The sequence below is a fragment of the Acidimicrobiia bacterium genome (genome assembly GCA_009694375.1).
Lineage (GTDB): Bacteria > Actinomycetota > Acidimicrobiia > Acidimicrobiales > VFJN01 > VFJN01.
Window position 1 is genome coordinate 39379 of the sequence record SHVB01000003.1, and the last position, 26997, is coordinate 66375.

Annotated in this window: 29 protein-coding genes; 10 read left to right on the plus strand and 19 right to left on the minus strand. The window is 67.0% G+C overall.

Annotated elements, in window-relative coordinates; all coding sequences use genetic code 11:
* The 10 genes from smc to rsmD all read right to left on the minus strand — a co-directional run bounded on the left by smc (nucleotide 1) and on the right by rsmD (nucleotide 9024).
* Complete coding sequence (gene smc, locus EXQ71_03045; protein MSO86481.1) at nucleotides 1-3486, minus strand: chromosome segregation protein SMC; 3486 nt, start codon at nucleotides 3484-3486, stop codon at nucleotides 1-3.
* 44 nt (nucleotides 3487-3530) lie between these two features.
* Nucleotides 3531-4367 carry a hypothetical protein gene (locus tag EXQ71_03050; protein MSO86482.1) on the minus strand — a complete coding sequence of 279 codons (837 nt, stop codon included), beginning with the start codon at nucleotides 4365-4367 and terminating at the stop codon, nucleotides 3531-3533.
* Nucleotides 4360-5085, minus strand: coding sequence for a ribonuclease III (gene rnc, locus EXQ71_03055; GenBank protein MSO86483.1), 726 nt, complete (start codon nucleotides 5083-5085; stop codon nucleotides 4360-4362). The genes EXQ71_03050 and rnc overlap by 8 nt, the downstream gene beginning before the upstream one ends.
* A 4-nt stretch (nucleotides 5086-5089) precedes the next feature.
* Nucleotides 5090-5380, minus strand: a complete 291-nt coding sequence (locus tag EXQ71_03060; GenBank protein ID MSO86484.1) for an acyl carrier protein — start codon at nucleotides 5378-5380, stop codon at nucleotides 5090-5092.
* Between the two features lie 96 nt (nucleotides 5381-5476).
* Complete coding sequence (gene plsX, locus EXQ71_03065; protein ID MSO86485.1) at nucleotides 5477-6469, minus strand: phosphate acyltransferase PlsX; 993 nt, start codon at nucleotides 6467-6469, stop codon at nucleotides 5477-5479.
* A 7-nt stretch (nucleotides 6470-6476) separates the two neighbouring features.
* Entirely contained in the window at nucleotides 6477-6656 is a 180-nt protein-coding gene (locus tag EXQ71_03070; GenBank protein MSO86486.1) for a 50S ribosomal protein L32, read from the minus strand.
* A 110-nt stretch (nucleotides 6657-6766) separates the two neighbouring features.
* Nucleotides 6767-7300, minus strand: coding sequence for a DUF177 domain-containing protein (locus EXQ71_03075; protein MSO86487.1), 534 nt, complete (start codon nucleotides 7298-7300; stop codon nucleotides 6767-6769).
* A 5-nt stretch (nucleotides 7301-7305) separates the two neighbouring features.
* On the minus strand, nucleotides 7306-7899 hold the full coding sequence (locus tag EXQ71_03080; protein ID MSO86488.1) for a hypothetical protein: 594 nt from the start codon (nucleotides 7897-7899) through the stop codon (nucleotides 7306-7308).
* Nucleotides 7896-8378: a pantetheine-phosphate adenylyltransferase gene (locus EXQ71_03085; GenBank protein ID MSO86489.1), complete on the minus strand. Its 483-nt coding sequence runs from the start codon at nucleotides 8376-8378 to the stop codon at nucleotides 7896-7898. The genes EXQ71_03080 and EXQ71_03085 overlap by 4 nt, the downstream gene beginning before the upstream one ends.
* 25 nt (nucleotides 8379-8403) lie before the next feature.
* Nucleotides 8404-9024, minus strand: a complete 621-nt coding sequence (gene rsmD / locus EXQ71_03090) for a 16S rRNA (guanine(966)-N(2))-methyltransferase RsmD (GenBank protein ID MSO86490.1) — start codon at nucleotides 9022-9024, stop codon at nucleotides 8404-8406.
* On the opposite strand from rsmD, the gene EXQ71_03095 reads away from it, so the two are divergent.
* Both EXQ71_03095 and rarD read left to right on the plus strand, forming a co-directional pair.
* The gene (locus EXQ71_03095) at nucleotides 9005-9202 is read left to right on the plus strand and encodes a hypothetical protein (protein MSO86491.1); all 198 of its coding nucleotides are present in this window, start codon (nucleotides 9005-9007) and stop codon (nucleotides 9200-9202) included. The genes rsmD and EXQ71_03095 overlap by 20 nt on opposite strands.
* Nucleotides 9203-10117: an EamA family transporter RarD gene (rarD, locus tag EXQ71_03100; GenBank protein ID MSO86492.1), complete on the plus strand. Its 915-nt coding sequence runs from the start codon at nucleotides 9203-9205 to the stop codon at nucleotides 10115-10117.
* Here the strand turns inward: rarD and EXQ71_03105 are convergent.
* On the minus strand, nucleotides 10114-10869 hold the full coding sequence (locus tag EXQ71_03105; protein MSO86493.1) for a hypothetical protein: 756 nt from the start codon (nucleotides 10867-10869) through the stop codon (nucleotides 10114-10116). The two genes, rarD and EXQ71_03105, sit on opposite strands and share 4 nt — an antisense overlap.
* 18 nt (nucleotides 10870-10887) lie before the next feature.
* On the opposite strand from EXQ71_03105, the gene EXQ71_03110 reads away from it, so the two are divergent.
* Entirely contained in the window at nucleotides 10888-12042 is a 1155-nt protein-coding gene (locus tag EXQ71_03110; GenBank protein ID MSO86494.1) for a hypothetical protein, read from the plus strand.
* Nucleotides 12043-12072: 30 nt separating this feature from the next.
* Here EXQ71_03110 and recG read toward each other — a convergent pair whose 3' ends face one another.
* Together recG and EXQ71_03120 are read right to left on the minus strand one after the other, a co-directional pair.
* Nucleotides 12073-14223 carry an ATP-dependent DNA helicase RecG gene (gene recG / locus EXQ71_03115; GenBank protein MSO86495.1) on the minus strand — a complete coding sequence of 717 codons (2151 nt, stop codon included), beginning with the start codon at nucleotides 14221-14223 and terminating at the stop codon, nucleotides 12073-12075.
* A complete protein-coding gene (locus EXQ71_03120) occupies nucleotides 14223-15884 on the minus strand; it encodes a DAK2 domain-containing protein (GenBank protein MSO86496.1) in 1662 nt (553 codons plus the stop codon). The genes recG and EXQ71_03120 overlap by 1 nt, the downstream gene beginning before the upstream one ends.
* A gap of 127 nt (nucleotides 15885-16011) precedes the next feature.
* Here EXQ71_03120 and rpmB point away from each other — a divergent pair, with 127 nt between their 5' ends.
* The 4 genes from rpmB (at nucleotide 16012) to EXQ71_03140 (ending at nucleotide 18762) form a co-directional block, all read left to right on the plus strand.
* Nucleotides 16012-16221 (plus strand): 50S ribosomal protein L28, encoded by a 210-nt coding sequence (gene rpmB / locus EXQ71_03125; protein MSO86497.1) that lies wholly within the window; start codon nucleotides 16012-16014, stop codon nucleotides 16219-16221.
* Nucleotides 16222-16344: 123 nt separating this feature from the next.
* Nucleotides 16345-16599 (plus strand): hypothetical protein, encoded by a 255-nt coding sequence (locus EXQ71_03130; protein MSO86498.1) that lies wholly within the window; start codon nucleotides 16345-16347, stop codon nucleotides 16597-16599.
* Nucleotides 16600-16629: 30 nt separating this feature from the next.
* Nucleotides 16630-18432 (plus strand): phosphoenolpyruvate carboxykinase (GTP), encoded by a 1803-nt coding sequence (locus tag EXQ71_03135; protein ID MSO86499.1) that lies wholly within the window; start codon nucleotides 16630-16632, stop codon nucleotides 18430-18432.
* Nucleotides 18433-18525: 93 nt separating this feature from the next.
* Nucleotides 18526-18762: an Lrp/AsnC family transcriptional regulator gene (locus EXQ71_03140; GenBank protein ID MSO86500.1), complete on the plus strand. Its 237-nt coding sequence runs from the start codon at nucleotides 18526-18528 to the stop codon at nucleotides 18760-18762.
* Between the two features lie 6 nt (nucleotides 18763-18768).
* Here EXQ71_03140 and EXQ71_03145 read toward each other — a convergent pair whose 3' ends face one another.
* From EXQ71_03145 to EXQ71_03170, 6 genes are all read right to left on the minus strand, one after another.
* Nucleotides 18769-19155: a hypothetical protein gene (locus EXQ71_03145; protein MSO86501.1), complete on the minus strand. Its 387-nt coding sequence runs from the start codon at nucleotides 19153-19155 to the stop codon at nucleotides 18769-18771.
* A 10-nt stretch (nucleotides 19156-19165) separates the two neighbouring features.
* Complete coding sequence (locus EXQ71_03150; GenBank protein MSO86502.1) at nucleotides 19166-19504, minus strand: antibiotic biosynthesis monooxygenase; 339 nt, start codon at nucleotides 19502-19504, stop codon at nucleotides 19166-19168.
* Between the two features lie 251 nt (nucleotides 19505-19755).
* Nucleotides 19756-20865: an iron-containing alcohol dehydrogenase gene (locus EXQ71_03155; protein ID MSO86503.1), complete on the minus strand. Its 1110-nt coding sequence runs from the start codon at nucleotides 20863-20865 to the stop codon at nucleotides 19756-19758.
* Nucleotides 20865-21662, minus strand: coding sequence for a GlcNAc-PI de-N-acetylase (locus EXQ71_03160; protein ID MSO86504.1), 798 nt, complete (start codon nucleotides 21660-21662; stop codon nucleotides 20865-20867). The genes EXQ71_03155 and EXQ71_03160 overlap by 1 nt, the downstream gene beginning before the upstream one ends.
* 23 nt (nucleotides 21663-21685) lie before the next feature.
* Nucleotides 21686-22831, minus strand: coding sequence for a CoA transferase (locus EXQ71_03165; GenBank protein MSO86505.1), 1146 nt, complete (start codon nucleotides 22829-22831; stop codon nucleotides 21686-21688).
* Between the two features lie 23 nt (nucleotides 22832-22854).
* Nucleotides 22855-23742, minus strand: a complete 888-nt coding sequence (locus EXQ71_03170; protein MSO86506.1) for an alpha/beta fold hydrolase — start codon at nucleotides 23740-23742, stop codon at nucleotides 22855-22857.
* A gap of 69 nt (nucleotides 23743-23811) precedes the next feature.
* Between EXQ71_03170 and EXQ71_03175 the strand changes: the two genes are divergently transcribed.
* Genes EXQ71_03175 through EXQ71_03185 form a run of 3 tightly spaced genes read left to right on the plus strand, consistent with a single transcriptional unit; the run spans nucleotide 23812 to nucleotide 26984 of the window.
* A complete protein-coding gene (locus EXQ71_03175; GenBank protein MSO86507.1) occupies nucleotides 23812-24708 on the plus strand; it encodes a TIGR03560 family F420-dependent LLM class oxidoreductase in 897 nt (298 codons plus the stop codon).
* The gene (locus EXQ71_03180) at nucleotides 24498-25709 is read left to right on the plus strand and encodes a galactokinase (GenBank protein MSO86508.1); all 1212 of its coding nucleotides are present in this window, start codon (nucleotides 24498-24500) and stop codon (nucleotides 25707-25709) included. The genes EXQ71_03175 and EXQ71_03180 overlap by 211 nt, the downstream gene beginning before the upstream one ends.
* Before the next feature lie 36 nt (nucleotides 25710-25745).
* Complete coding sequence (locus EXQ71_03185; GenBank protein ID MSO86509.1) at nucleotides 25746-26984, plus strand: alpha/beta hydrolase; 1239 nt, start codon at nucleotides 25746-25748, stop codon at nucleotides 26982-26984.
* Nucleotides 26985-26997: the final 13 nt, after the last annotated feature.

Here is a 26997-nt window from a genome sequence, read left to right on the forward strand (position 1 = left end):
CTAGGCGACGGTAGACACCCGTTCGCTCACGACCTTGCTGCTCCCACCCGGTTCCATGGTCACGCCGTAGAGGACGTCGGCCGCCTCCATCGTGCGCTTCTGGTGGCTCACGATCAGCAACTGCGCCTCCTGCCGGAACTCCCGCACCAGGTCGAGAAAGCGATGAAGGTTCACATCGTCGAGGGCGGCCTCCACTTCGTCCATCACGTAGAACGGTGACGGGCGGCTCCGGAACACGGCAAACAAGAAGGCCAGCGCCGTGAGAGAGCGCTCGCCTCCCGAGAGCAGTGAAAGCTTGCGTACGTTCTTGCCCGACGGCTTCGCCTCCACCTCGATGCCCGTTTCCAGCAGGTCGTCGGGGGCGGTGAGCCGCAGCGACCCGGCCCCGCCGGGAAACAGTGTCTGGAACAACTGCTCGAAGTTCTGCGACACGTCGGCGTAGGCCCCCGCAAACACCTCGACGATCTCGGCATCGATGGCCCGGATTACCCTGCCGAGATCCCGGCGGGATGCCTTCACATCTTCGAGTTGCTCGTGCAAGAACGTGTGGCGCGCCTGCAAGGCGTCGTACTCCTCGAGCGCCAAGGGATTGATCGGGCCCATCAGCCGCAACTCGCGCTCGAGGGCCCGGGCCCGGGCCGTGGGGGTAGACCCATCGGGACCTTCAGGCGCCTCACTGGCCATGGCCACCGCCGGCTCCACCTCGAGATCGCGGCGCAGGGTGTCTACCGCGGTTTCGAGACGCAACTTCACTTCGGCTTCGTCGAGTTCGGCTCGGCGGGACCGCTCCCGGGTCTGATCGAGGCGCCGTTCGGCGTCGGAACGCTGGTGGCGAAGTTCATCGAGCCGCCCCGAGGCAACCCGCTGGGCCTCGCTCTGCCGACGCCGCCGCTCCCGCAGATCTCCCAGGGTGGCTTCGATCGTGCCGAGGCGCTCGGGCACCAGCGCCCCCAGACGTTCGACCGCCGTCTGCTTCACATCAAGTTCGACGCGGCGGACCTCGGCCTCGCGCCGGGCCTCGGTGGTGCCCTCCAACCGGGCCTCCACGTCAACCAGGCGGGCACGGAGGAACTGGCGTCGATCATCCAACCCCGCGGCTCGCACCTCGATATCGGCCCGCTGCGAGCCCACCATGGCCGCCCGCTCGTCCAGATCTCCCTTGGCGGCGGCCATGGCTCGCGCCTGCTCGGCGCCCTCGGCTTCCTGGGCCTCCAACCGCGGCAGGAGCAGGTCGAGCTCGGCCACCCGGGCCTGCTCCCGCCCAACCCGCTCAGCCAGTTCGTCGGCGTGCGACCGTAACGCTTCGGTCTCGGTGGCGGCGTCGCGGCGGTCGGCCTCCACCCGCTGCAGCCCATCGGTGGCGGCGCTCAGGCGACCGTCGTGCTCGTCGAGTTGGCGGGCGAGGCCTGCTTCACCATGGCGGGCCTCCTCGAGCCGGGCGCGGGCTTCGGCCAGGCCGGCTTCGGCATGGCCCGCTTCCAGGGTGGACTGCTCGGCGCGCTCGCGGGCCTCCGCCAGCGCGGCGCCGGTAGCCCCCGTGGAGGCGGTGCCTACCCGCCATCCGCTTGGTCCGAAGCGTCCGCCCTCCAACGTCACGATCACGACGTCGGGATGAGCCAAGGCCGCATCCACCGCCGCCGACCAGCCGCCCTCCACAGCCACCGCCGACCCGAGGAGCGCATCGAGCAGGGCGCCTACGTCGGGGCGAGCGGCCCGCACATGGCGCCGCACGGGCTCCCCCACCGTCGGAGCGACACGGCTCGTTCGGGTGGCCCCCAGGGCGAGTACCGCTCCTCCCACCGCCTCGCCGGCATCCGTGCCGGACTGCAAGGCCACGATGGCCGCTCTCGCCGCCTCCACCCCATCCACCACCACGGCCGCCAGCGCTTCCCCGGCGGCGGCTTCCACCGCCGCGTCCCATCCGTCATCAACCTCGATGAGCTCGAGGAGGGTGCCCACCACACCATCTACCTCCGCCAGTCGTTCCGCACCGGCTCGGGCCCGGGCCTGATCCAGGGCAAGTCCCAGGGCCTCGGCCCGGGCGGTCCAGGCGTGGCGATCGCCGTCGGCCGCCCGCAGGGTGGCTTCGGCCTCGGCCACCTGCTTCTCGGCGTCGGCCCGCTGTTGCTCGGCCCCCGCCAAGCGTTCCACCAGTGGACCTTCAGCCGAGGAGGCCGTCTCAGCCTCCGCCCGCAGACGATCTGTCTCGGCGGCGAGGCGAGAAAGTTTCTCCCCGAGCACAACGAGGGAGGCCTCCACCCGGTGACGTTCCCCATCGCCGCGCTCCACCCCGGCGCGCATGGCGGCCAGTTCGCCCCGCGCCTCCGCCGCCTGCCCCGCCGGGGCCGCCACGACGCCTTGGGCCCAATCCTGCTCGAAGGCAGTCCGGGCATCGGCCAGCGCGCCCTGGGCCTGGCTCAGTTCCTCTTGCTGAGGCACCAAATCCTCGGCCTCGGCATCCGAGGCGGCCAACTCGGAGGTCAGGCGGTTCGCCTCGGCTTCCAGCGTGGCGATCACCGCTTGGTCTACGAACGCCCCCCGCTCCCGCTCGATGCCCCGACGGCGCTCGGAGAGCAGGGCTACGAGCCCACGGGCCTTCTCCCGCAGGGCCTCAAAGCGAACGAGATCGTCGCCGAGATCGTCGGCCCCGGTATAACCCAACTCCGCTTCGGCGTTGAGTACGGCAGCATCGAGTTCGCCCAGCGTCCGCCGCAAGAGCCCGTCCTCATTGGTCAGTTCGGCCCGGGCGGCGCCTCCATCGGCGAGCCGCCGATGGAGCGTCGTGAGGTCGCGACCAGCCAGGAACACCTGCAGCGCCCGCAGTTCGGCTACGAGATCGCCGTGCCGCCGGGCGGCGTCGGCCTGACGCTCCAGAGGGCGCAACTGCCGCCGAACCTCGCGCAGGAGATCGCCCAAGCGGGTGAGGTTGCCCTCGGTGGAGATGAGGCGGCGCTCGGCTTTTTCTTTTCGTTTCCGGTACTTCAGGATGCCGGCGGCCTCCTCGATGATGAGGCGGCGCTCCTCCGGACGGGCGTTGAGGACGGCGTCGATCTGCCCCTGGCTCACGATCACGTGCTGCTGACGACCGACTCCCGTATCGGAGAGCAGGTCCTGGATGTCGAGCAGGCGACAGGGGACGTCGTTGATGGCGTACTCGCTGTCGCCGGTGCGGAACAGCGTGCGGGTGATGGTCACCTCGGTAAAATCGATGGGCAGCATCCCGGCCGAGTTGTCGATGGTGAGGCTGACCTCGGCCCGACCGAGCGCCGAGCGCCGCGCGGTGCCGGCAAAGATCACGTCGTCCATCTTCTGCGACCGCACCGCAGAGGGCGCTTGGGCACCGAGCACCCACCCAATGGCGTCCACCACGTTGGACTTCCCCGACCCGTTGGGCCCCACCACCACGGTGACGCCGGGTTCAAGATCGAGTGCGGTCGTGTCGGCGAAGGACTTGAAACCCTTCAGCGTGAGCGTCTTGAGGAACATTCGATGGCCGACGTTAGTAGTCCCAGCGAGACCCGCGGCGCACCTCAGACCTGACAGGCGTCACAGAAGTACAGGGGCTTGTTGGCGAAGCGCGTCTTGACCACCGCAGCCCGGCATCGGCGGCACGGCTGACCGTCGCGTCCAAAGACCTTCAGGTGGTTCTGGTAGTCGCCAGATTTCCCGTAGAGGTCGACGAATCCGTTCTCCCCCACGGTGGTCCCGCGGTACTTCACGGCCTCGTGCAGCGTCTCCACAACGGCTCGGAACAGGCGCCGGATCTCCTGGGAGGACAGTTCACTGGAAATACGGTCGTGGCGAAGGCCGGCTTCCCACAGGATCTCGTCGCTGTAGATGGGTCCGATGCCCACGACCATGTCGGGGGCCATCAGCAGGGCTTTGAGCTTGAGGTTTCGAGCCAGTATCGAGCGAGCGAACAAGGTCCAGGAGACCGCATCGGCCACGGGGTCCAGCCCGCAGGCCGCCAGTTCGGGGAGATCTTCCGCCACGGCGTTGGTGGCGACCACGAACGCCTGGGCGGTGCCGCCGGGATCGACGAGCCAGACCTGTCCACCCTGGGTGAAGCCCAGCACCACCAGAGTGCCCTTGGGCGAGGTGGCGCGCGGGGCGGCCTTCTGGAGTCGGCCGGTCTCCCCCAGATCCAGCACCAGCATTTCGCTGTTGTCGAGGTTGGCCACCAAGAAGCGACCTCGCCGGTCTACCGACTTGACCTTGGCGCCCTCCAAGCGGGCCTGGAAGTTCTTCTTGTTGCCATTGCGCTTGGTGACCTTGGCTCCGGTGACCTCGGGCACCTTGAGGCGCTTGCCCACCGATTCCTTCTCCAGTTCACGCCGAAGCGTTTCGAGCTCGGGTAGCTCAGCCATGGTGGGTCTCCCTCGGGGTTTCCAGTCGATTGGGATCGGTCAACGCGTCGTGGGCCACGCGAGCGGCGGCCTGTTCGGCCTGTTTCTTGGAGCGTCCTTCGCCGTTTCCGTAGGCGGTGCCTTCGATGCTGACCACACTGCCGAAGGTGCGGTCATGGTCGGGGCCGCTGGCCTGCACGTCGTAGTGGGGCTGGCTGGCAAACAACTGGGCCGCCAGTTCCTGCAGGCGACTCTTGTGATCGGTTCGATCGAACTGGGCCGTCGCCAGACGGCTGCCGAGGACACTGAGGATGAGGGTGCGGGCTCCCTCGATCCCGCCGGCGAGGTAGACGGCCCCAAAGATGGCTTCCAACGCATCGGCGAGAATCGACGGCTTTTCTCGCCCGCCCGAGTGTTCCTCCCCGCGTCCCAGGAGCAGGTGCTCCCCTACCCGCAACTCGGCCGCCACCTCCGCGAGGGCCACCGCATTCACGACGGTCTTGCGGATGTCGGTGAGGTCGCCCTCCGGGAGCGTGTCGTAGACCCGGTACACGTGATCGGCAACCACCACGCTCAGCACGGCATCGCCGAGGAACTCGAGACGTTCGTTCGAGGGGTAACCCGCGTGCTCGGCACACCACGAACTGTGCACGAGCGCCGGCGCCAACAGGTCGGGAGCCAGGTCGAGGCCGAGGCGCGCGACTAACTCGTCCAGACGGGCTACTGGGAGCGCGTTCAGGTTGTTACAGCCGACCGAAGACGTAGTCGACCGCGTCGCGAACCGTCTTCAGGTCCGCCAAATCTTCGTCGTCGATCCGGAAGCCCACCGAGCGCTCGCTCAACTCCTCCTCCAACGCCTCCACCAGCTCGATCAGCGCTAGCGAATCGGCGTCGAGGTCATCCGCGAAACTCTGCCCCTCCGAGATAATGGCGGGCTCGATTTCGAGAATGTCGGCCAACCGATCTCGTATCAGCGCAAACACCTGCTGTCGATCCATGGGGGTTCCTCGTTCAACGTGGGTTTCGGCGGGCAACGACAGCTCCTGCGCGCGGGGCGATGGAAGAGCGCACTCTAACCCATTCCAGACTTAGTGCGCTTGTGAAGAGAGGAACGGCCTGGTCAGAGGGCATCAGCCCGACGCCACAGCGGTGCGGAGGCGTTCGACGATCCCCGCCTCGTGCAGTTCGGCGGCCACCCGTATCGCATTGACCACCGCCGTCGCCGAGGATGAGCCGTGGGAGATCAGACACAGCCCGTCCACCCCCAAGAGCATCGCCCCCCCGGTGTTATCGGGGTCGAGGGTGCCGTAGAGGGGCAAGAGGGCGGGGATCAACACCTCGCTGGCCGCCTCGGTGGCCGGGGTAGTACCAAATGCCGCAAAAATGGCGTTTACCAGGGCCCGCATCCCGCCTTCGAGAGTCTTGAGCACCACGTTTCCGGTGAAACCGTCGGTAACCACGACATCGACGTCGTTGGTCATTACATCTCGTCCCTCGACGTTGCCAATGAAGATGCCCCCGGCCGCCTGGAGCGCATCAGGGGCGGCGAGAAGGGCGTTGGTCTCCTTCACCAACGGCGTCCCCTTGGACGCCTCCTCCCCGATCGACAGCAGGCCGACGCGCGGCTGCTCGATGCCATAGCGACTACGGGCAAACACCACACCCATCTGGGCGAACTGCAGGAGCCAGTCCGCCTGGCACTCGGCGTTGGCGCCGGCGTCGAGCAGAATGGTGGGATCGCCGCCCGGCACGGGAATCGGGGTGGCGATCGCCGGGCGGGCCACCCCCTTGATGCGCCCCATCCGCAGGAGAGCCGAGGCCATCGTGGCCCCCGTATTACCGGCAGAAATCATCGCTGAGGCACGCCCATCACGGACGGCCTCCGCCGCCCGCACCAGCGACGAGTCCTTCATCCGGCGCACACTCGAACCGGGATCGGCGCTCATCGGGATCACTTCGGACGCCGCGATGATTTCCAGGCCGTTGGCAAGGGGCTCGAGCACCTCGGGCTGCCCCACCAGCACCACCGGCACGCCCAGTTCGGCCACCGCTCGATGAGCTCCGGCCACGATCTCACCCGGGGCGTTGTCCCCGCCCATCGCATCCAGGGCGACGGGAAGCATCATGGGGTCAATCAACCTCAACGGCCTGGCGGCCGGCGTACCAGCCGCACTTGCCGCAGACCACATGAGGCAACTTGGTGGCCCCACAGTGGGGGCACAGAGAACGCGGCGGAGCGCTGAGGGTCCACGCGCTGGCCCGACGCTTGCGGGTCTTGGCTTTGGAGGTCTTCTTCTTCGGGACGGCCATAACAGGTCCTCGGATCGGAGGGCAGAGTGGCACCGGGGCAACGCCCGGCGGTGCAGCCGGGGAAGCGTAGCGGGACCGCCTCCAGACCGTCGAACCGAAGAACCGATGGCTCAGGAGGGGTCGAAGTTGAGATCGTCCAGCGCCGCCCAGCGAGGATCCTTGGGAGGAGCATCGTCGCGTTCATCCTCCGGCAGTTCGCCGGGGCCGGTGACGGGGAGATCGTGGGGCACCGGGCCCTCACAATCGGACCGGCACAACGGCGAGATCGGCAGGTTCAGCAGCACGGCATCACGCACCACCGGCTCGAGATCAATCTCATCCACTTCAATCGGGTACGTCTCACCGTCGCGGGGATGCGCCTCGTAGACCTCGCGGACCTCCACCACCAGCGTGCCAGACACCACATCGAGGCAGCGGCGACAGTCAGCTACCCAGGGGACCCCTACGGTTCCGCGAGCCGTGATGGCGGTGCCTTCCACCGACTCCAGCGTGAGATCGATGGCCAGGTCAGCGTCGTCAGGCACCCGGGCCGAAGTGACCGCCAGCCCTGGGATCGCCGTCCGCAACACCACCAGGCGCTGGGTGCCGGGACGCCGGCGTAACTCGGTGATCCCCACTCGCAACACCGACCCCCGGGTCGGCATCACGATCAGCCCGAATCCTGGTCGAATACGGCGTCGTCGACATCGTCGTGGCGGGGACCAATGGCGGGAGCTTCTCCGGTGGCGAGGGAGCCCTGGAGTTTGGTGCGACCGGCGGCCACCATCTTCATGGTGCGCTGAAGCACGATCTCAAAACTGCCGAGCTTCTGATCGCAGTAGTCCTCGCACTCGTTCTTGAGGCGACTGGCTTCTTCGGCGGCATCCCCCATGATCGCCCGGGCCCGAGCCTCGCTCACCTTCACCACCTCGGTGCGCTGCACCATACGCTCCGCTCGGGCGCGGGCGATTTCGAGGATCTCGTCGCCCTCCCGACGCACCTTGGCCAGGTACTCGTCGCGCTCCTTCAGGAGCCAGCGGGCGGCGCGAAGCTCGTCGGGCAGTTGCTCAATCGCATCATCGATCACGTCGAGCAGGTCGTCACGGTTCACCATCACCGAGGTGGAAAGCGGCATCGGGCGGGCCGTATTGACTATCTCATGCAGCCGCCGGAGCAGAGCTTCCACCTTGGTTCCCGGCCCCCGGGGCGTCATGTCCGCCTCCGCCTCGTCGCCGAAGCCATCATCGTCGTACTTATCGCTCATCGGGGGCCGTACCTCTCCTCAAGACGCTTCGCCACGCTGGGCGGAACCATGCTCGATACGTCACCGCCAAAGCGGGCGATGTCACGAATGTACTTCGAAGCCACCGCTGAGTTGGCGGACGCTGAAGGCAAAAACAGGGTGTGCACCCCCGATACGTTCAGGTTGATCTGCGCCTGCGAGATCTCGCTTTCGAAATCGATCGTGGAGCGCAGTCCCTTGATGATGAAGTCGGCCCCCACGTCAGATGCGAGGTCGACCACCAGTTTGGCGAAGCTCACCACCTCGATGTTGTCGAGGTGGCTGAGCGCCTCTTGGATCATGCGCTCGCGCTCGTCCAACGAGAAAAGCGGCTCGCCCTTCTGCGGATTGCGCATCGTGGCCACCACGACCTGGTCGAATAAGTGGGACGCCGTCTCGATCAACTCGACGTGTCCGTTGTGGATCGGGTCGAATGATCCCGGGTAGAGGACCTTGGTCATCGTGGTAACGCTACCGCCACAGTGTTCACAGGACGATTCGTTGTGCAATCACCGCGTGAGTGGAGCCATAACGCTTGGTTCGCAGCACCTCCCACCCGAACGGTGGATCAACGACCTGATCAGACTCCAACACCGCGAGCTCGGCCGGCAGGTCGAGCAACAACTCGGGCCAACCGTTGAACCGATATGGCGGATCGACGAGCGCCAAATCCCAGCGCTGGTCGCCGGTCGTGGCCAGGAACCGCTCCACGGTGGAGGCCACCACCACGGCCCGGTCGGCCAAACCAGTGACCGCCAGGTTGGTCTCGATGGCCTCCCGGGCCGCTCGGTCATGGTCGACAAAGGTCACCCGGGAGGCCCCGCGCGACAGGGCCTCGATCCCCATTGCCCCGCTCCCGGCAAACAAATCCACCACGGTGGCTTCGAGCACCGCCCCCAGGCTCCCCAGAGCGTTGAACATCGCCTCGCGCACCCGCTCCGGGGTGGGACGGGTGGTCGATCCGGGCGGGGCTACCAATCTCCGATTGCGGGCCGAACCCGAGATCACACGCACACCGCCGACGGTACCCGCCCCCGTTGCGAGGACAAAGATGGCCGCGGCCGTGCCGCCCGTGGCACCCTGAAGCGTGCCCGTTCCGGATTCCATCACCTGCGTCGACTGCAACGGCACCTGCCACCGAACCCCCCTGGAAGCACCGGAGATGGGCTGGGAGGAGGGTGATGTGATCACCTTCCGATGCAAGGACTGCCACGACATGTGGTATCTCGAGGTCACCGAGGACGACCTAGCGCCCGAGCGAGACAACGTTCCCGACTGGTTCTAGGTGACCGACCTCGCCGCCGAACGGCGCGTCGGCACCCTGGCGGGGGTAGCGGCCTACGGAATCTGGGGGCTGTTCCCCATCATGTTCCATGCATTGCGCTCCGTGGGAGCCACGGAGATCCTCGTGCACCGGATCGTTTGGTCCTGTGTGGTGGTACTGATCATCCTGGCCTTCCGGGGCGACCGGCACTGGTACGACGCCGTGCGCCACCACCCACGAGGCCTGAGCCAACTCGCCCTCGCCGGAGTCCTCATCGCCATCAACTGGTGGGTGTACATCTGGGCGGTCAATCACGACCGTGTGCTCGAAGCCGCCCTCGGGTACTACATCAACCCCCTGATCACCGTGGCCCTCGGGGTCATCGTGCTGCGGGAGCAACTCCGGCGGCCTCAGTACGTGGCGCTGGCCCTCGGCTTGGCGGCCGTGGCGGTGCTCACCCTGGTCTACGGGGAGATCCCGTGGATTGCCCTGACGCTGGCCACGTCGTTTGCCGCCTACGGCTTCCTGAACAAGGCCGTGTCGGTTGATGCCACCAGCGCCCTGGCCGTGCAGACCGGGGTGCTCCTTCCCTTCGCCCTGGTCGCGGGCACCGTCCTCATCCTGCGCGGCGATGCCGCCGTCGGGCAGGGAACCCTCAGCCAGGACGCCTTGCTGCTCGCCCTTGGGGTCGTGACCGCGGTGCCCCTTCTGCTCTTTGGCACCGCGGCCCGTCGCATCCCACTCAGCGAACTCGGCCTTTTGCAGTACATCACGCCCACCATGCAGTTGGTCTGTGGCATCGCCATCTTCCACGAGGACCTGCCCCCGGAGCGCTTCGCCGGTTTCATTCTGATCTGGCTCGCGCTCTTCCTGCTGGGGGCCGATGCCATCCGAGTCAGTCGCACTCCCGCCACCGTCCCCACCGTGCGCCTCTAGCCCGGCTGCCCCACAAGGCGCGCTCGACGCACCACGCCGGCGACGACGGCCCCGGTTGCGGCGCCAGAGACCAGGCCCCAGGTGACCGCTACGACCACGGCGAGCACGGCGACCTCCACCAACACCACGGCACTCTGCGCGGTGGGGAGGAGCTCCGCCAGGCGGCGGTGAAGATCCACGAGGTGCTGAGGGCTCGTGAGGCGGGCGCCGAGGAGCACGGCGAGGCCCCGGAGCAGGCCAAAGCCCGCCACGATGAGGAAGGCAGCCAGTGGCGAGGCTGTCAGCGCCGCCAGCGCCAGCATCAAATACACCGCCGCGGTCGTCACATAGGTGGCGAGACCCACCCCGATCTGCCAGCCGAAGGCCCCTCCGTAGACCCAACTCCGGTACTGATCGAGCCAGGCCTCATTGACCTGACGGGTGTGAGCCGGCAACCGGAACCCCCCAAGTCCCAGGTCAGAGGCGATAGCGACGGCCGCCAACGGAGCCGCCAGGCCCAGCGCGTCCCCAGCGGGCAGATCCACGAGGGCAACCCCGGCCGCTAACACCGCCGCCCCTATTCCGAGCGTCGCCCCTCCCAACACGGCCCCGGCGATGAACCAGGTCGCGGTAACCGCCCAACGGTTGCGGCGCCCCGACTCCCCCAACGGGGTGATAGTGGAAAGCATCGACAGGCCACAAGGGGACCAGGTGGAGCGGATGGCGGCCGCCACCGCAACCACGGACGCGAGCACGATGAGTAGGCCAGACACCACTTGAGCCTATCGTAAGTGTCGAAGCCCACCGGGCGTCGCGAACGCCGGTGGATGACGCCAACCGCACCAGCCTCGGCAAAGAAAAACCCTGTCGGCGGCAGGCGCCCGCCAGGAATCAGCAGCGTGGGCTTCGCGCGCATAAGGTCCAACTGGCCCGCGTTGCGAGAAGCGTTTTCTTCAGCGCCACCATCGGCGCATCGACAAGGACAACCAATGACCTCAGGGAATCACCACCGGATCTTCGCGAGTATGGCTCTCGGGCTCTTGACCGTTGGGCTGGTCACGACACCCCATGGGTTCCTCGACCCGGTCGTGACGCCGACGTCCACCGTGCCGGGCGCACCCGCCATGCCTACCGCCATTGCGGGCGTCAATCAGGCCACCGTGAGCTGGACCGCCCCGACCTCCGATGGGGGCACCGACATCACCGGCTACCTGGTCACCCCCTACATCGGGTTCGACGAACAACCCAGCACCCGGTTCAGTTCGGCGCCCACCACCCAGACGGTGGTCGGACTCTCCGGTGGCATCCGCTACCGATTCCGGGTGAAGGCCATCAACAACGTGGGTAACGGCAGGTACTCCACCGCCACCCCCGTGATTACCATTTTGGGCGATGGTCCATCAACTTCCGACACCACCACTGACGATGACCTCGCCGTGCCCGGGGCGCCCACTATCGGCACCGCCACCGCCGGCGAGGCCAGCGCCACCACCTCCTGGACGGCACCGGAATCCGACGGTGGATCGAGCGTCATCGGCTACGTCGTGACCCCCTACCTCGGGCTATCAGCCCAAACCAGCCGCTCCTTCGCTGCTACCGCCACCACCCAAACGATCACCGATCTCGCCGTCGGAAGTACCTACCGCTTCCGTGTCCAGGCCATCAACACCATTGGCACCGGCCCCTTTTCACAGACCAGCAACGAGGTAACCCCCACGGCAGTGGCGTTGGCCAAGACCGAAGTGATCGTCGAGGGCGGTGATTCGTTCTGGACACTGGCGGCGGAGGCGGTGGGTGAGAAGTTGGGGGCTGAACCCACGAACCGTGCCATCGCCGACTACTGGCTGGTATTCATCGACGCCAACCGGGATCGGCTCGTGCATCCCAACAATGCCGACCTCATTTACCCCGGGCAGAGCCTGGTCCTCCCGCCCGTAGTTGTCTGACGAGGTCCCGTACCAGCACCAAGGCACCGGCTAACTCTTGAAGAGAAAGGCCTCGTCGTCGGGGTCGAGGAAGAGGCGTAACTCGTCAAGAAGTTCGGGGCTGCTAGCGAGGGTGGCGTCATCGGCCACCAGACCCTCAGCCACCTCGCGGGCCAGGTGCACCACCTCACGATCCCGGCGGAGCGAGGCCAGTTTGAGATCGCTCCGACCCTTCTGACGCTCCCCGAACACGGCCCCCTCCCCCCGAATGTCCAGATCCACCTCGGCTAGTTCGAAGCCATCGTCGCTGCGCACCAACGCCTCGAGACGGGCGTTAGTTTGGGCCCGTTCCTCGTCGTCGCCCCCCACCCCGGTGTCACTGGTCACCAGGAAACAGAACGACGCGTTGGCCCCCCGCCCCACCCGACCCCGCAGTTGGTGGAGTTGAGCGATGCCGAACCGGTCGGCATCGAGCACGACCATCACGGTGGCGTTGGCCACATCCACCCCAACCTCGATCACCGTGGTGGCCACGAGCACCTGCACCCGGCCCTCCCGAAAGGCAGTCATCGTGGCTTCTTTCTCGCTCGAGGGAAGCCGTCCGTGCAGGATTCCGAGGCGCAGGCCGGAAAGATCGTGGGTTTCGAGCCGCTCGAAGGTCTCCTCCGCCGAGGCCACCTCGAGGTTCTCGCTCTCCCCGATCAACGGACACACCACATAGACCTGACGCCCCGCTTCCACCTCCTCGCGCACCTTGATCCAGACCGCCTCTTGCGCATCGGCTCCCTGCGCCCATTCGGTGACAATGGGCTGCCGCCCCCCCGGTTTCTCGCCCAGGATCGATACGTCGAGATCGCCGTAGACCGTCATGGCGGCGGTACGGGGGATCGGCGTGGCGGTCATCACGAGCACGTCAGGTACAGCGTCACCGTTCGCTTTCGCCTTGAGGGCCGCCCGTTGCTCCACCCCAAAGCGGTGTTGTTCGTCGATCACCACTACGCCAAGGCTGTGAAAGGCCACCGCCTCCTGGATCAGAGCGTGGGTGCCCACGACCACATCGATCTCTCCGGCGGCCAGCGCCGCCAGCAGACGCTGGCGGTCCTGGCCCGTCACCCGGTTGGTGAGCAGATCCACGCGCAGCGGACGCTCATCAAAGAGCGACGGTCGCTTATCCGGCACCGTGATGCCCTCCAGTAGTGGCCTCATCCCGGCAAAGTGCTGTTCGGCCAGGACTTCCGTCGGTGCCATGAAGGCCCCCTGATGTCCGCCCTGCACCGCTGTGAGCAGCGCCGCGATCGCCACCACCGTTTTCCCGGCCCCCACATCGCCCTGCAGCAATCGGTGCATCGGGACCGGGCCCCCCAGATCGGCCATGATCTCCGCAATGACGGTGGCCTGGTGGGCGGTGAGAGCGAAGGGGAGGGCGTCCAGAAACCGGGCGAGGATGACTCCGGACGTATCGTGCTCTAGGCCTTGGCTGGTGGCCTCGATCCGGTGCTTGCGCAGCACGAGAACCAGTTGGATTCGCAACAGTTCGTCGAACACCAGGCGCCGGCGGGCCTCCTGCGCCTGCCCCATCGTCTCGGGGAGATGTACCCCGCAAAAGGCGGCGGTTCGATCCACGAACCCGTGCCGGTCGAGTACCCACGCCGGCAAGGGTTCCACCAAGGTCTGGGTGCGCCGCAGCGCTTCGAGTTGCCACCCCCGAAAATCCCGCGAGTAGAGCCGCAGTTTGTCGGATTGAGGATAGATGGCGGTGATCTGCCGACGATCTGCCTCGTCGAGGAGGTCCACCTCGGGGTTCGCCAACTGCTTTTGGCCCTGGTACTCGGTGACCTTGCCGAAGAACAGCGCCTCGGAGCCATCGGGAAACTGCCGAACCCGCCACGGCTGGTTGAAGAAGGTGATGCGCAGCGACCCTGAGCCGTCGCTGATGCGTAGCTCGGTGCGGCCCTTGCCGCGGCCCCGGCCGGGAACCGTGGCCGACGACACGACCTTGCCGAACACCCAGGCCGATTCGTCCACGCGCAGATCCCCGATGAAGGACTGCTTCGTCTTGTCGATGTAACGCCGGGGATAGTGGGTGAGCAGGTCGAAGATGGAGGAAACCTCGATCTTCGCCAGGGCCTTGGCCCGCTCCGGGCCTACCCCGGCGAGCACGTTGACGCTGAGGTCCTCGAGCTCGCGCAGGCGCTTGGCCACTACTCGATTCCGAAGAGATAGGGGTAGAGGGGCTGGCCGCCGTGGTGCACCTCGGCGGTTACCCCCTCACGGTGTGCACCCAGCCACTCCGTGAGGTGTCGCGTGGTGCCGGCACTGGCGCCCTCGCCTTCAATGATCGTCACGATCTCGTGGTCCTGCCCCACGAGGAGATCGAGCAGCGCCACCGCCGCGGTGGCGAGGTCAACCTCCACCGCCACGATGCCTTCGCTAGCGATGCCCAACCAGTCGCCCGTGGCGATGGGACCGGCGTCGCAACTCGACTGTCTCACGGCTTGGGTGATCTCGCCGGCCACCACGCTCGCCGCCGCCTCGCTCATGGCAACGGCGTTGTCCGAGCCACTGGTCTCCGGGTCGTAGGCCAACAGGGCGGCGAAACCCTCGGTGATGCCCTTGGTGGCCAACACAACCACCGTTTTGGTGGTGTGATCATCTACCTGCTGGGCCACCGGGATGATGTTCTTGTTGTTCGGCAGAATCACCACCTGATCCGCCGGCACGGCCTCCACGGCGGCGATCAGTTCGGCCGTCGAGGGATTCATGGACTGACCACCCGTAACGATCCCCTGGACCCCCAAGGAGTAGAAGATGCGTCGGATGCCCTCGCCGCTAGCCACCGCCACCACGGCGCAGGTCACGGGGGTCTGGAGGTGCTCCGGCACCTCGTCGAGGGCCCCGGAATCGGTGGCCTCGCGCACCCAGCGCTCCTCCTCCACCTGCTCGATGAGGTCGGTCACCCGGATCTGATGGGGAGTGCCAATATCGATGGCGGCCTCAATGGAAGCGCCGATGTCGTCGGTGTGGATGTGGCAGTTCCAGAGGCCGTCACCCCCCACCACGACGATGGAATCCCCGATCCCGGCCCACACATCCTTGAAGGCGGGAATCGAGGCATCGGGGGCGTCGAGGAAATACATGACCTCGTACCGGAGATCGGCGAGGCCCCCATGGCCGTCGGGCGCGCCCTGGACGGCTCCCACCTCCGCCAACACCGGCTCGTCGAACTCCACCGGTTGGGGCACCGGCCGCCCGTCCACGACGTTGAGCAGCACGTCGAGGAGCAGCAGAAAGCCAGCCCCCCCGGCATCCACCACCCCGGCGTCTTTGAGAACGGGCAGCATGTCGGGGGTGCGGGCGAGGGCATCGGTTCCTTGAGCCAGCGCCGCCTCCAGCATCCCCACCAGGTTCGCGCCCCCCGCGGCGGCCACCACGGCGGCCTCGGAGGCTTCCCGGGCCACCGTCAAGATGGTGCCCTCCACCGGCCGCATCACCGCCTCGTAGGCGGCGCTGGCCGCCTCGGCGAGGGCGAGCGAGCCACTCTTGGCATCGAACCCGCCGGCCTCCGCCACCACCGTGGCCATGCCCCGGAGAAGTTGGCTCAAAATGACGCCCGAGTTCCCCCGGGCCCCCATGAGCGAGCCATGGCTGATGGCCTTGCAGACGGCGTCAAGGTCCTCCCCGGCCCCTGAAAGTTCCTCAGCCACCGCCGTGAGGGTCAGGGCCATGTTCGTTCCGGTGTCGCCATCGGGCACCGGGTAGACATTCAGCCGGTTGATGCCTGCTTTGTGGGCGACCAACGCATCGCGATATCCCACCACCACCGCCACGAGGTCGCGGGCACCGAGCTGGGACAGAGAAGTCATCGCTGCCGATACTAGGAGCAGTGGCGTGCCCGCTCCGGGTTGGCAACGCTCCTCCCCGCCCCGCTAGCCTCCGACGGTCCTGAAGACCGGTCAGACGGCCGGTCCCGATGCATCGAGGTTCGTAGTCATGGCTGCTGTGTGCGAGGTCTGCGGGAAGCACCCGTCGTTCGGAATGAACGTGAGTCACTCGCATCGGCGCACGAAGCGCCGCTGGAACCCGAACATCCAGAAGATCCGTGCGGTGGTCAACGGGACGCCCAAGCGCGTCCATGTCTGCACCGGCTGCATCAAGGCGGGCAAGATCACCAAGCACGTCCGCAGCGCCCGCCCCTCTTAGCCCTTCCCCTCCGGCTCGCCCCGCCGGTCGCCGACCGGCGTGGTCCGTGCCCCTCCGCTGGCCGGTCGAGAAACTGGCGCACTACTGTCACCCTCACGCAACACCCTTCGAAGGAGCCGGTTGATGCAGGGAGTGGTGAAGTCGTACGACCCAGGATCAGGCGACGGGGTGGTGCTCTGCGACACCGACTTCCAGGAGTATGAACTCGCCGCCGACGCACTGGTGGGTTCGGTGTTCCGGATGCTTCGCCAAGGCCAGCGCGTGATCTTCGACCTCGACGAGCGAACCTTGGCCACCCGGCTGCGGCTGGGCTCAGAGATCGACATGGGAACCCCTGGCTTCGGCGGGATCCCGGACATCCCCGTACAAACTGACTGACCCCCCCTCCCTCGAGCCCCGGAGTTACTCATGCCTGGAACCACCGCCCACCAGAAGCTGAAGGACTGGGTTGAGCACTGGACCGCCGTCCTGACACCCGACCGTGTCGAATGGTGCGATGGCTCCGAAGAGGAGTGGGAGCGGCTCACGCAACTCCTCGTCGACGGTGGCACCTTCACCCGCCTCAACGACACCAAGCGTCCGAATAGTTTTCTCGCCCTGTCCGACCCCGGCGACGTGGCCCGGGTGGAGGACCGCACGTTCATCAACGCAGAGCGCGAACTCGACGCTGGCCCCACCAACAACTGGCGCCCACCGTCGGAAATGAAGGACGAACTCACCTCTCTCTACACCGGGGCCATGCGCGGCCGCACCCTCTATGTGGTGCCGTTCTCGATGGGTCCTCTGGGCTCCCCCATCGCCCACATCGGCGTGCAACTCTCCGACTCGGCCTATGTGGCGGTGAACATGCGGATCATGACCCGCATGGGCCAGCCCGTGCTCGATGTGCTCGGCCACGACGGCGAGTTCGTGCCCTGCGTCCACTCGGTGGGCTACCCCCTCGTACTGGCCGACGGCACCACCCGCCCCGATGTGCCCTGGCCCTGCGACGCCGAGAATCGGTACATCAGTCACTTCCCCGAGACTCGCGAGATTTGGAGTTACGGCTCCGGCTACGGCGGCAATGCCTTGCTCGGGAAGAAGTGCTTTGCCCTCCGGATCGCGTCCACGATGGCCCGCGACGACGGCTGGATGGCCGAGCACATGCTCGTGCTGGGAATCACCTCACCGACCGGCGATAAAACCTACGTGGCCGCCGCCTTCCCGTCGGCCTGCGGCAAGACCAACATGGCGATGCTGATCCCCACCCTGCCGGGTTGGAAAGTGGAGACCATCGGCGACGACATCGCCTGGATGAAATTCGGCGACGACGGCCGCCTCTACGCCATCAACCCGGAAGCCGGGTTCTTTGGTGTCGCCCCGGGCACCGGCAACGACACCAACCCCAACGCCATCGCGTCGCTCCAGCGCAACTCCATTTTCACCAACGTGGCCCTCACCGACGACGGTGACGTGTGGTGGGAGGGCATGTCGACGCCGCCAGAGCACGCCATCGACTGGAAGGGCAACCATTGGACCCCTGCCTCCGGCGCCCCCGCCGCCCATCCGAACGCTCGCTTCACCGCGCCCGCCTCACAGTGTCCCGCCATCGCCCCCGAGTGGGAGGACCCCAATGGGGTGCCCATCTCGGCCATCCTCTTCGGCGGCCGCCGGGCCACCAACGTTCCCCTGGTCACCGAGAGCTTCGACTGGGACCATGGGGTATTCCTCGGTTCCATCATGAGTTCGGAAACCACCGCCGCCCAGCAGGGGGCGGTGGGGAACCTCCGGTTCGACCCCTTTGCCATGCTCCCGTTTTGTGGCTACGACATGGGCCAGTACTTCCAACACTGGCTGGACATCGGCCGGCATGCTGGCGCTGACCTCCCGAAGTTGTTCTGGGTGAACTGGTTCCGCAAGGGCGAGGATGGCTCCTTCCTGTGGCCGGGCTTCGGCGAGAACAGCCGGGTACTCAAGTGGATCGTCGAGCGGGTGGCCGGCGCCCCGAACGCCGTCGACACCCCCATTGGGCGAGTACCCGCTCCGGGGTCATTGGATACCGACGGCCTCACGATCAACCAGGACACCCTCGCCGAACTGCTCCAGGTCGACGTGAACTCGTGGCGGGCGGAAGTACCCCAACTCGAGGAGCACTACGCCACCATCGGTGCCACCCTCCCCCAGGGCCTCCGCGACAAACTCCAGGAACTCGAAAAGCGCCTCGCCCAATAATCCCTCTGGAGCGGGCCATCCAACCGCCGCCGCCTGATCACGGGGCGCCGCCGATCACTACAGTGGGCTGATCCGAGCACCCGTGGAGGCCCCGTGGCTGTCAGCGCCTACGTCCTAATCCAAACCGAGGTCGGTAAGGCCGCTCACGTGGCCCAGGAGGTCAACGACATCGACGGCGTGGTGTCGGCCGAGGACGTCACCGGCCCCTACGACGTCATTGCCCGCGCCGAAGCCGCCACGATGGACGAACTCGGGCGGATGGTGGTGAGTCGAGTCCAGATGATCGATGGGATCACCCGAACCCTCACCTGCCCGGTGGTGCACCTCTAATCGGACTCAGGACCCCGGCGCCAGCGGAATCGCCGACACGGAAAGCCCCCGCAGCGCCAGGCCCATCATGAACAGGCCACCGCACCCGTAGAGCAGCCAGAGATGATCTCGTCGCACCTGGTCGCGATAACTGTAGATAATCCCAATGGCCGCCAGGCCGGCGAAGCCGTAGAGCGTGTGGAACGGCGCTACCTCGTAATCCCGAATCGCCACGAGGCTCACGCCCACGCAGACCTCCACCACCATGGTGGCCTGAGCCACCCCCGTAGCCCACCACAGGGCCGCAGTGCGCCAGCGGGGGCGGCGATAGCCCACGAGGGCCCACGCCCCCACCGCAGCGTTGGTGGCCACCACGACCCACGCGAACCCGGCGTGGAACTGAACCAGCGTCACCGCGGTGGGCTCAGCTCTGCGATCCGGCGGAGCCGCCGGCCACGGTGTAACTCCAGATCTCCGAGACCATCCCGACCGGGCGGGGGCCGGCCCCTTGCTCGTCGGGCTTCGCCTCGCGTTGATGGCCGGCACCGAAGGCCGGAGAACTCACCCACGCGTTGAAGGCGTCGTCGTCGCGCCAACGGGTGAGGACCAGCCAGGTGGTGCGTTCATCGGTTGGCTTCAGTAGTTCGAAGCCCTCGAAGCCGTCTTGCCCATCGACGGCACCGGCGCGCTGGGCGAAACGCTCGGCGAGTTCGTCCCCGCTGTCGGTAGCAACGGTGATGGCGTTGATCTTGATGATGGTCAGCGTTCAGCCCTTCTCGTGGTTGGTAGGTCGCTACGGAGAACGGCCCGGTGATGTCGTCGGGCCCACACGGGATCTTCACCCAGTCGGCCTGCACCGTACCGTGGAGATCCCCGCCGCACCGATCCTCCCGGGAGCCTGGCGCACGATCACTGCGCTGGAGTGCTGCACAATCATCGAGTGCTTGAGGCGGGAGAAGTCGGGGCTTTGCAACGCAGGCCGCAGAGGTGGCCGAGGGAGATCACCCGCCCCGACTACCAGGCGGCCTGGAGGATCCCCAGGGCCTCAACTTCCGAAACGGGCCGGGGATTACGAGCCACGCTGGCGTTCGACTGGGTCAGGCGGGCCATCACCGGGAGATCGGTTTCCGCCACCCCTGCCTCCGACAGGGTGGCGGGCAGGCCCAGCGCGATCCGCAGGCGGTCCACCGCCCCGGCCGTATCGGCTTGGACGCCGAGCGCCGCCCCCACCTGCGCCACTTCGGCGGGTACGGCATCAGCGTTGTACCCGATGGTGTGGGTGAGCAGCACGGCGTTGGCCAGGCCGTGGGAAATGCCGCTGCGTCCCCCCACGATCTGAGCCAGACCGTGGTGCACACCCATGCTGGCGTTGAGCAAACTCCGACCGGCCAGGCAGGCCCCCTCCAGCATCGCGATGCGCGCCTCGATGTCCTCGGGCGCTCCCACCACGGTGGGCAATGCCCCACTAATTAGCCTGGCCCCGGCCAGGGCAATGGCTTCGGCCTCGGGGGTCCGGTGCGGCGACCACACCGCCTCCACACAATGCGCCAGCGCGTTCATCCCCGTCTCGGCGGCCACCCGGGGGGGCATCGATAGGGTGAGCCGCGGGTCGTAGATCACGCTGATCGGGGCACTGGTGGGACCACCCGCTCCCTGTTTCTGACCGGTGGCCGGATCGGTCATCCCAAAGAACGGGGTGAGTTCGGCACCCGAGTAGGTGGTGGGAATACTGATGTGGGGCACCAAGGGGCGATCAAGGTGACTGGCGCCGCCCATGCCGGCTTCCTGCTCCAGAAAGAAACACACGGCCTTGGCCAGGTCGGCGCACGAGCCGCCCCCGTACGAGATGACCAGTTCGATGCCGTCGCGACGGGCCTGCAACACGGCTTGGCGCACCAGGGGCACCGGAACGTGCGGGGCGACGTCGGTAAAGGTGGAGACCAGGCCGCGGCCGAGCATGGCCTCCACTTGGGCGCCCTCTGCCGAGGCCAGGCGCCCCTCGGTGGTCACCAGGAGCACCTGGCGGGCTCCGGTGGCCTTGACCAGCGCCGGAAGGTGCTCCAGAGCCCCGGGCCCAAACACCATCTGCTGTGCGAGCGCCGTGTGGGTCCAGAGTGGGGGCATCAGTCGAGGCCGGCGAAGAGATCGTCGTCGCGGTGATCAGAGGGCACACCCTGGCGGATGAACCATTCCAGCCCGAAGGCGGCGGCGAAGGCATCGTCGGACATTTGCAAGAAGAACGAGTCCTCGCGGATCTGGCTGGCGTGGGCCCGCATCGAAGCCCGTTTGGCCTCGAGGTAGTGGGTTACCTCCACCGTGGTCGTGATCACCGACTCCGGCCGCCCGAAGGTGCTGTCCTCCCTCACGTCGGGCATGGACTCCGCGGGAATGGCCCCTGCCTTCACGGCGGCCTCGATCACACGGCGAAGGTGGTCCCGGTTCATGGTGCCCTCGAACACCCGCTGGGTACCGGCGAGTTCGGCTGCCCGTTGCCCCACGCGGTGAACCTGCAGGTGGTCGGGGTGCCCGTAGCCGCCATCGCTGTCGTAGATCGTGAGCACCTGGGCATCTTCCTGACGCAAGATGGCCGCCAACCGGCCCGCCGCCTCCTCCACATCGGCCTGCCAGAAGGATTCCGGCCGATCGTTTTCAGGGGTCCCCATCATCCCGGAGTCTTCGTACCCGAGGAACTCCACCCGTTGGACCCCAAGAATCCCCGCCGAGCGGTGCACTTCGGCCACCCGCCGCTCCCAGAGAGCCTCGCCGGGATCGAGAAACCCCTCGGCCACTTCGCCCTGCTCCCCGCGGGTGCCAAAGACCAGCACCGTGCGATGGCCCTGAGCGGCGGCTTTGGCCAACGTGCCGCCCGACGCAATGGACTCGTCATCGGGATGGGCGTGGAAGGACACCATGGTCGCCATGGGGCTCAGGCTACCGATTGCCGTTAGGCGATGGCACCGGCGCGCCGGAGCTTCTCCACTTCATCACTGCTGATACCCCAGTCGGTGAGGACATCGTTGGTGTGTTGCCCAGCGTGGGACGGCGGCCGCTGCACCTCCACCGGGGTGCCCGAGAACCGGGGGGCGGGGGCGGGCTGGACCACCCCATCGCGCTCGATGAAGGTGCCGCGATGGATGTTGTGCGGATGTTGTGGGGCCTCGGCGAGGGACAGGACCGGCGCAAAACACACATCGGTTCCCTCCATGAGGGCACACCACTGGTCACGGGTCTTGGCCTTGAATACTTCGGCCAGGCGGTCGGTCAAGGCTGGCCACGCCGCCCGGTCTTGTTGCCGCGGGAGATCTTCCCCGTCCAGGCCGGTGAGGCGGAGAAGTTCCTGGTAAAACTGCGGCTCGATCGACCCGATGGACACGTAGTGGCCGTCGGCTGTCTCGTACACGTCGTAGTAGTGCGCGCCGGTGTCGAGCATGTTGGTGCCCCGCTCGTCCTCCCAGATACCCATGGCCCGAAAGGAATGAAACATCGTGGTGAGCACGGCCGACCCGTCCACCATGGCGGCATCCACCACCTGACCCTCACCGGTGCTCTGCGCATTGAGGATGGCGCACACCATCCCGAAGGCCAGCAGCATCCCTCCCCCGCCGAAGTCGCCCACCAGGTTCAGAGGTGGTATTGGCGGCCCTCCCCGACGGCCAATCGGCTCGAGCGCCCCGGCCAAGGCGATGTAGTTGATGTCGTGACCGGCGGCGAGGGCGTAGGGCCCGTCTTGGCCCCAGCCGGTCATGCGGCCGTAGGTGAGTTTCGGGTTACGGGCCAGGGCCACATCGGGGCCGAGACCGAGCCGTTCCATCACCCCAGGACGGAAGCCTTCGATCACCCCATCGGCCTGTTCGATGAGCCTCAGCACCGTCTCCACCCCCTCGGGGTGCTTGAGGTCGACACCGATGGAACGCCGACCTCGGTTCAGAACATCTGCCGGCGGCGTGGCCGGATCGCCGCCCAAGACGTTCTGAGCACGATCGATCCGTACGACCTCTGCCCCCATGTCGGCGAGCATCATGGCGCCGAAGGGACCGGGTCCGATCCCAGCGATTTCAAGAATTTTGAGACCGTCAAGCGGACCGGGCATACGGGGGGGTTCCTTCCCAGGGATCAGACGCGGACGCGGCTGGCTAACGCGGTGACCGCTTCGACCACCTGGGCCATCATGGCGGGCGGGAGATCGTGGCCCATCCCCTCGACCATGATCAAGCGCGCCCCTGGGATGAGCTCGGCCGTCCGCTGACCACCGCTGGGGGCGACGAGGGGGTCGAGATCACCGTGGATCACCACGGTGGGGATGTTGAGTTGGCCCAGGCCCTCGGCTCGACTGCCGGAGGCGGCGATGGCGAGAATCTGACGAGCCACCCCGGCGGGGTTGTAGCACCGGTCGTAGGCCGCCGCCGCCCGCGTGCGCACCAACGCCTCATCGAACAATGCTGGGCTGCCGATCACCCGGGACCCGTCGACACTGGCGTCGATGGCTTCTTGGCGGGTGGTACCCACCGGCCGCAGGAGCACCGCCATGGCCTCGGCGGTGGGCACACCCACCTCTGGCTCGCCGGTGGTGGACATAATCGAGGTGAGGGTGCGCACACGCGTAGGGTGCTCGATGGCCATCGTCTGGGCGATCATGCCGCCCATCGATGCCCCTACGACGTGGGCTGAGGCGATCCCCAGGTAATCGAGCAGGGCCATTCCGTCGGCCGCCATGTCCGTGAGTCGATAGGCCACCTCCACGGGTTCGCCCTGCGCCGCCTGCATGAAGGTAGTGAGGAAATCGGCGCCCACATCAGCGAACTTGGTGGACATACCCACGTCACGGTTGTCGTAGCGCACCACGAAAAAGCCTCGATCCACAAAGGCGTGGACCATATCGACCGGCCAGGCGATGAGTTGTGCGCCCAGGCCCATGACCAGTAGCAACGGCGGGTCGGCGGGATCTCCATAGGTTTCGTAGGCGATTTCAATCCCGTTGACAGGGGCGAGGGCGCTAAGCATCGACTCATCCTGTACGCCGCTGACCAGACGGTCAAGGGACGACGGGTGGGGCGGCGCTAGATTCCGCCGATGACCGTGTTCGGCGTCCACACTGGCTTGCAAAACACCGATATCGATTCGCTCCGCCATCTCTGGACCCGCATCGAGGAGGCCGGCTTCGACTGGATCTCCATCTGGGACCACTTCTACTCGGCCGACTTCACCGGCTACGCGAGCCATGAGGCGGTGGCCTGCCACGCCGCGTTGGCGTGCCACACCACCCGCGTGCGCGTTGGATCGCTCGTCTATTGCGCGGCGTATCGCCATCCTGCGGTGTTGGCCAACGCCATCACCACCATTGATCATCTCTCCGGCGGGCGGGCCGAACTCGGCCTCGGTGCCGGCTGGGCCGAGCCCGAATTTGCGGCCTACGGGATCCCCTTCCCCGGACCAAAAGAACGTCTCGACCTACTGGAGGAAGCCATCCAGGCCATCCGCCACCTGCTGCGCGAGGAGGTCACCAACTTCTCGGGCGAGCACGTTCAGCTCACCGAAGCCCGCTGTGAGCCCAAGCCGCTGCAACGGGAACTCCCGATTTGGGTGGGGGGCGGCGGTGAGAAACGCACGCTGCGCATCGCGGCGGCCTGGGCCGACGGCTGGAACGTGCCGTTTGTGGCCCCGGCCGAGTTGGCCCGAAAGCGCGCCACCCTGCACGACCATTGTGCGGCGGTGGGCCGGGATCCCGCCGAGATCCGCACGGCCGTCAACGTGGGCCTATGCAGGGACGAAGCCGCCCTGGCCTTGCAGTTCGGCAAGGTCGCCGAGCGAGTACGCCCCGGCGTCCTCATCGGCTCCCCCGACCAACTTGCACAGCGCATGGGCGAATACATCGAGGCGGGCGCCGATCAGATCAATATCGCCATGCGGGCTCCCTGGGACCTGTCCCTGCTCGATCTGGCCACCGACGCGACCCACCAACTTCGGTGATCACCGCCTTCGCGCCAGGGCGGGTGAACCTGATCGGGGACCACACCGATCACACCGGCGGGCTCGTCCTGCCCATGGCCATCCACCTGGGCACCACCATCTCCGGCGAACGGGAGGGTCGCGTGGTGTCGCTGCACTCCTCGATCGAACCGGAACCGGCGGTTATTCCCCTCGATGTGGACGATCCCGCCACCCTCACCCCCCTCTGGGCGCGCTACGTGGCGGGGGTGGTGGCCGAACAGCGACCCACCATCGGGTTTCGGGGGTCGGTGATCACCACCCTGCCGGTCGGGGCTGGGCTGTCATCCTCGGCCTCCCTGGAAGTGGCCCTGGCCCTGGCCCTGGGGTTTACGGGCCCCCCCGAGGAGCTGGCCCACCTCACGCGCCGAGCTGAACAGCGCGCCTCGGGCGTGCCGTGCGGGATCATGGACCAACTCACCAGCGCCGCCGGGGTGGCGGGTCATGCGCTCCGAATCGACTGCACCTCGCTGCAGATCACCCCGGTTCCGCTGCCGGAGGATCTCGAAGTGGTGGTGGTCGACTCCGGTGAGCGCCGCCGGTTGGCCACCAGCGCCTACGCCGAGCGGGCGGCGGCCTGCCAGGCGGCGCAGGCCGCACTGGGACCACTGCGGTCGGCCACCCTGGCCGACGTGGCGGGATTGGATGATGCGGTGATGCGGCAACGGGCCCGGCATGTGGTCACCGAAAATGTTCGGGTCGATCAACTCGCCGCCGCCCTCACCGCCGGTGATCGCTCCGAGATGAGCGACGCCATGGCCGCCAGCCATGCCAGCCTTCGCCACGACTTCGCCGTCAGCACCCCGGGCCTCGATGATCTCGTCCGCCGCCTCATCCACCTCGACGGGGTCATCGGAGCCCGGCTCACCGGCGCCGGCTTTGGTGGCTGCGTGGTGGCAATCGTGGAACGAGCTACCCCACTCCCGGCAGGGATGACGGCGTGGCGAGTGCGGCCATGGACCGGCGCCGGGATCGTGGGGTAATCCACAACCTCCCCGCCAGGATGCTAGGAACCTTCCATGTCCCGACTCCTTCTGCGCTCCTTCGCCGTCAGCATCGCCCTCGTTACCACCGCCTGCTCGGGTGGGGGCGACGGAGACGATGCCGCCACCACCACTGTGAAGGCGGAACCGACCAACTTCTCCGGCCACGGTCCCTACGCCGTGGGTCAGGTGGATCTCGCCCTTGATGCCGACCACACCGTGGCCGTGTTTTATCCGGTCGACCCCTCCGCGGTGACCCCCACCGCCGAGGCCTACGCCTACTCAGGAAAAGACGTCCTCGATCCAGCTATCACAGCCATCCTTCCCGGGGCGCTCTCGGGTGAGGTGGCCCCGGCGAACACATGGGTGGGCCTACCGGCGAGCGAAAAGGGCCCCTTCCCCACGGTCCTGCACAGCCATGGTTTCTCGGGCAACCTTCGCTTCGGCAATCAACACAACGCCGCCGTGGCGTCCTGGGGCTATGTGGTGGCGGCGGTGGACCATCCCGAACGGGGACTGGCGGCGGTGCTCGACGGTTTCATCGCCGGCGGTGCCCCCGCAGAGCGACCCGACGAGTACCTCGACAGCAACCAACTCCTCGCTGCCCTCGATCTTCTCACCGAGACCAACGAGGCCACCGAGTCGCCCCTGGGCGGCGCGATCGATACCGAACGGGTGGCCGCCGAGGGCCACAGCGCCGGCGGCAGTTCCTCGGGGACAGCCGCCTACGACAGCCGGGTGGATCTCTGGATCGGCCAAGCTCCGGTGGCTCCCCTGGAACCCGACACAGATCTAGCCGCCCTTTCCGGCACCGGCACCAATTTCGACACCGAGGGCCTCCTCGCCGCCACCAATCCCCCGCCGGTGCCATCAATGATCATTGCTGCCGAGGGCGACACCGTGATCGAGCTGGCTCGGGTGGAGAAGATCTACGAGTGGCTCAACGCCCCCAAGCGACTCGCCGTGATCGCCGACAGTGGCCATGCCGTGTTCGTGGATCCGTGCGTACCGATCCGCCAAGAAGGCGGGTTGAGCGGATTCGTACGGGGCCTCGGCCTCGACCCGGCGACGGTTCCCTTGGTGGAGTTGGGCGAGAACGGATGCCTGCCGGCCGACCCGGACCCAGTCCGCGTGGGGGGTCTGATTGATCACCTCACCGTGGCCCAGCTCAACGAGGTGTTCAACATCAACCCCGCCGTGGCTGAAGCATCTCTCCAGCCGGCCTATCTCAAGACCACCTTCCCCGGCCTGCTCCGCAGCATCATCGCCAGCTAACCCCCCGCCGCCT